Source organism: uncultured Cardiobacterium sp., assembly GCF_938028185.1.
GTDB lineage: Bacteria > Pseudomonadota > Gammaproteobacteria > Cardiobacteriales > Cardiobacteriaceae > Cardiobacterium.
This window is the reverse complement of the sequence record NZ_CALJAH010000362.1, coordinates 1-3887: the sequence shown is the minus strand read 5'-3', so window position 1 is coordinate 3887 and position 3887 is coordinate 1. Positions and strand designations below refer to the sequence as shown.

3 protein-coding genes are annotated in these 3887 nt (G+C 60.0%); 1 reads left to right on the top strand and 2 read right to left on the bottom strand.

What is annotated here, in order from left to right:
* Positions 1 to 123 precede the first annotated feature (123 nt).
* The gene (locus Q0349_RS10650) at positions 124 to 1128 is read right to left on the bottom strand and encodes a peptidase U32 family protein (protein ID WP_298080916.1); all 1005 of its coding nucleotides are present in this window, start codon (positions 1126 to 1128) and stop codon (positions 124 to 126) included.
* Between the two features lie 125 nt (positions 1129 to 1253).
* Here Q0349_RS10650 and Q0349_RS10645 point away from each other — a divergent pair, with 125 nt between their 5' ends.
* Positions 1254 to 2729 (top strand): UbiD family decarboxylase, encoded by a 1476-nt coding sequence (locus Q0349_RS10645; RefSeq protein WP_298080915.1) that lies wholly within the window; start codon positions 1254 to 1256, stop codon positions 2727 to 2729.
* Between the two features lie 411 nt (positions 2730 to 3140).
* On the opposite strand, the gene Q0349_RS10640 is transcribed toward Q0349_RS10645, so the two are convergent.
* Positions 3141 to 3692 carry a hypothetical protein gene (locus Q0349_RS10640; protein WP_298080913.1) on the bottom strand — a complete coding sequence of 184 codons (552 nt, stop codon included), beginning with the start codon at positions 3690 to 3692 and terminating at the stop codon, positions 3141 to 3143.
* Positions 3693 to 3887 lie beyond the last annotated feature (195 nt).

Sequence of the window (3887 nt, the reverse complement as noted above, 5' to 3'; positions counted from 1 at the left end):
CCCGCCCGCTGCGGGTGCTGACGCACCCTGCGAGGGAGGGGGCGAACTGGCGGAATATTGGCAACGGCTGGTTTTGTCGCTCTGCTGGTTGTCAGCATACTTTTCAAGACACCACCAGTTTTTTTATTTCCACGGTCTGCTATAGGCGCCGAGCGTTGACTGGCTGCCTTCGGAGACTTTGCCGAGTGCCGCCTGCCATGCCGGGGCGACGCGGTAGTTTTCTTTGGCGGCGGCGTCGAGGGCGGCGCGCAGGGTGCGCGTCACTTGCGTGCTGTACATTTGGCTGCGCTGGCGGCCTTCGATTTTGATGGCGGCGACGCCGATGTCGATGAGTTTGGGCAATACTTCGATGACGTTGAGGCTGGTCGGTTCTTCCAGCGCGTAGTAGATTTCGCCCGCGACGTCAAAGCGGCCTTTGCACAGGGTCGGGTAGCCGGCGGGTTCGTCCGGGCGGTAGCGGTCGATGAGGACGTCGTTTAAGCGCACGTCCATGCGGTCGGGGTGTTCTTCCCAGCGCACGGCTTTCGCGGGCGAGCAGACGCCCTGCATATTCGGCGATTCGCCGGTGGCGTAGCTGGAGAGGATGCAGCGTCCTTCGACCATGACGCAGAGGCTGCCGAAGCCGAAGACTTCGATTTCGACGTCGGTGTTTTCGATGACCTGCTGCACTTGTTCGATGGTGAGCACGCGCGGCAGGACGACGCGGCGGATGCCGAACAGCTCCTGCATCAGGTTAATCGCTTCGTAGTTGGTCGCCGAGCTTTGCACCGACATATGCAGGCGCAGGCCGGGGTGTTTTTCGCTGGCGTAGGCGAGCACGGCGGGGTCGGCGACGATAACGGCATCGGCGCCGAGACTGGCGGCGGTATCGACCGCCTGCTGCCAGCGCGCCATTTGTCCGGCCTGGACGAAGGTGTTGATGGCCATCAGCACTTGCCGCCCGCGTGCGTGGGCGTAAGCGATGCCTTCGGCGACGCTGTCGCGGGTGAAGTTGAGGCCGGGGAAGTTGCGCGCGTTGGTGGCGTCTTTCAGGCCGAGATAGACGGTATCGGCGCCGTTATCAATGGCGGTTTTCAGGGCGGGCAGGTTGCCGGCGGGGCAGACCAGTTCGGGGATTTTTCGCGGCATGATGGCCTCCTGTGAGCGGGTTTCGCGGATTTTATTCCATGTGTGAACAATACTCTACAGTGCATCATATGCGGTTGATATAAATCACCGCATAATGGTGGCAAACCATAAACCTTGAGGCACTCATGCAATCCTGTTCCGACCTGCGCGCCTTCATCGCCCTGCTGGAAAACCGTGGCGCGCTGAAGCGCGTCTATCATCCCGTGTCGCCGCATCTGGAAATCACCGAAATTGCGCGCCGCGTCCTCGCCAACGGCGGCCCGGCGCTGCTTTTTGAAAACCCCGTCCGCGCCGACGGCAGCCGCTACGGTTATCCCGTCCTTGCCAACCTGTTCGGCACGCGCGAGCGGGTGGCGCTGGGCATGGGCGTGGAGCCGGCGCGGCTGCGCGCGATTGGCCGCCAACTGGCGGATTTGAAAGAACCCGCGCCGCCGGACAACCTCGCCGAGGCGCTGGGCAAAGTGCGGCTGGCGAAAAACATCTGGGACATGACGCCGCGCGTGTACGACGCGCCGCCCTGCGCGCATACCGTGCTGACGGGCAACGACATCGACCTCGCCCGCCTGCCCATCCAGCACGCCTGGCCGGACGACATCGCGCCGCTCATCACTTGGGGGCTGGTTATCACGCAAAGCGCGCGCCTGCCCCGGCAAAACGTCGCCATCTACCGCCAGCAGCCGGTCGGCAAAAACCGCGTCATCATGCGCTGGCTCGCCCATCGCGGCGGCGCACTCGACTACCGCGCCCATTGCCAGACGCACCCAGACCGCCCCTTTCCCGTCGCCGTCGCCATCGGCTGCGACCCGGCAACGCTGCTCGCTGCCGTCGCCCCCATCCCGGACACCCTGAGCGAATACCGCTTCGCCGGACTCCTGCGCGGCGCGCGCAGCGAAGTGGTGCGCCTTGCCAGCGGCCTGCACGCGCCCGCGCGCGCGGAAATCATCCTCGAAGGCCACATCTACCCTGGCGACGTGGCGACCGAAGGCCCCTACGGCGACCACACCGGCTACTACAACAGCCAGGCGGAATTTCCCGTGTTTACCATCGAACGCGCCACCCTGCGCGACGGCGCCATCTACCACAGCACCTATTTGGGCAAACCGCCGGACGAACCCGCCATCCTCGCAGCCGCCTTGAACGAAGTCTATATCCCGCTGTTACAAAAACAGTTTCCCGAAATCACCGACTTCTACCTGCCGTCGGAAGGCTGCTCCTACCGCATCGCCGTAGTCAGCATCAAAAAAGAATACCCCGGCCACGCACGGCGCATCATGCTGGGCTGCTGGAGCTATCTGCGCCAGTTCAGCTACACCAAATACCTGATAGTGGTCGATGACGACATCAACTGCCGCGACTGGCGCGACGTCATCTGGGCGCTCACCACCCGCGCCGACCCGGTGCGCGACACCCTGCTGATTGAAAACACGCCGATTGATTACCTCGACTTTGCCAGCCCCACCAGTGGCCTCGGCGGCAAAATGGGGCTGGACGCGACCACGAAATGGCCGGGCGAAACCACGCGCGACTGGGGGCGCCCCATCCAGCCCAACCCGGCGACGGTGACGAAGATTGACCGCATCTGGGGGGAGCTGGGGCTGTGAGTTATACATACACATGAGCGCTCAAGATATATGTAAACCACCAAACGCCCCCTCCTCCGCAGCGAAGCGCAGCGGGCGGGTTCCCACGCAAAATGCGGATGCATTTTGCGTGGGGCCCGGAGGAGGGTTGGGGAAGGGGTAGAGGCATCCATGCCACCACCGTTGTCCATTCAGCCCGCGTAGGAGCGGTTAGCGGGGAACGCGCGTAACCCCGTGTTGATGATGGCGGGCGGTCTCTCGCTGCGCGAGCAAATGCTTGTCGGGCTTCGCCCTAACCACCCCTACGGGCTGCTCACCGATGCGCCGCCCGAAGACGCCCAAACAGCCGCCCACCACAGCAAAAGGCAGCCTGAAAACCGCCATAACGGTTTTTCAGGCTGCCTTTTCCGGTCGAACCAGCCGCCGTAACGCTTACTTTCCTGTTGCCCTTTTGGCCAGCTGCTTCAATGCTCCGGCCTGGAACGTTATTCCGGTGGGGAACTTTTCCACTTTCCCGTTTTCGATTTTTTCAATTTGGAAAATCATAAAATCAGGCGCGTTGGATTCATCCAAAAGGGTGATTTCCATATTTTTCTGACGGTGTTTTAATTTTAATAAAAATCTGGTTTCTCGCAATTCATGGGAATAATTTTTGAATTCCATATTGTTCAAAATGCTGAAAACCGCCCCGACAAGCGCTTTGTCCGATGTGTGCACATGGCTGACATTCAAACCTTTTGCGTACAGTGTTTCAGCAGAAACCGGAACAAATGTATCGATTTCGAAAGGGAATGAATAGATATCCATTTCCCATTCTTCCGGATTTTTTAAAATTCCCCGTAAAGAGGGTGGGATTGCCTGTTCCCCGTTTGTTTCAGCCGTTTTTTCACCCGCATTCTGCGTTTGGGACGGCAAGGGCTCTGCGGCTGCCGACAGCCATGCGGTATTTGCCGCCAGTAGCAGCAAAATAATAAATTTTTTCATATTTCAGTATTCCATGTTGGGTTTGTGATTTTTATTGTAACACGGGCTTGCAAGCCACCGATCTGCTCTCTCCCTGTGGGAGAGGGCTGCAATCAATAGACTTCCTTCCAAACCATAACTTGCACGACACCCCGACAAAATCCCAAACCTGCCGGGCTGTTGTCTGCTGCCCCCACCCTAACTTTCTCATCCTGC

Coding starts and splice junctions, on each gene's coding strand:
- Q0349_RS10650 (WP_298080916.1), bottom strand. CDS start 1,128: ATGCCGCGAAAAATCCCCGAACTGGTCTGCCCCGCCGGCAACCTGCCC.
- Q0349_RS10640 (WP_298080913.1), bottom strand. CDS start 3,692: ATGAAAAAATTTATTATTTTGCTGCTACTGGCGGCAAATACCGCATGG.
- Q0349_RS10645 (WP_298080915.1), top strand. CDS start 1,254: ATGCAATCCTGTTCCGACCTGCGCGCCTTCATCGCCCTGCTGGAAAAC.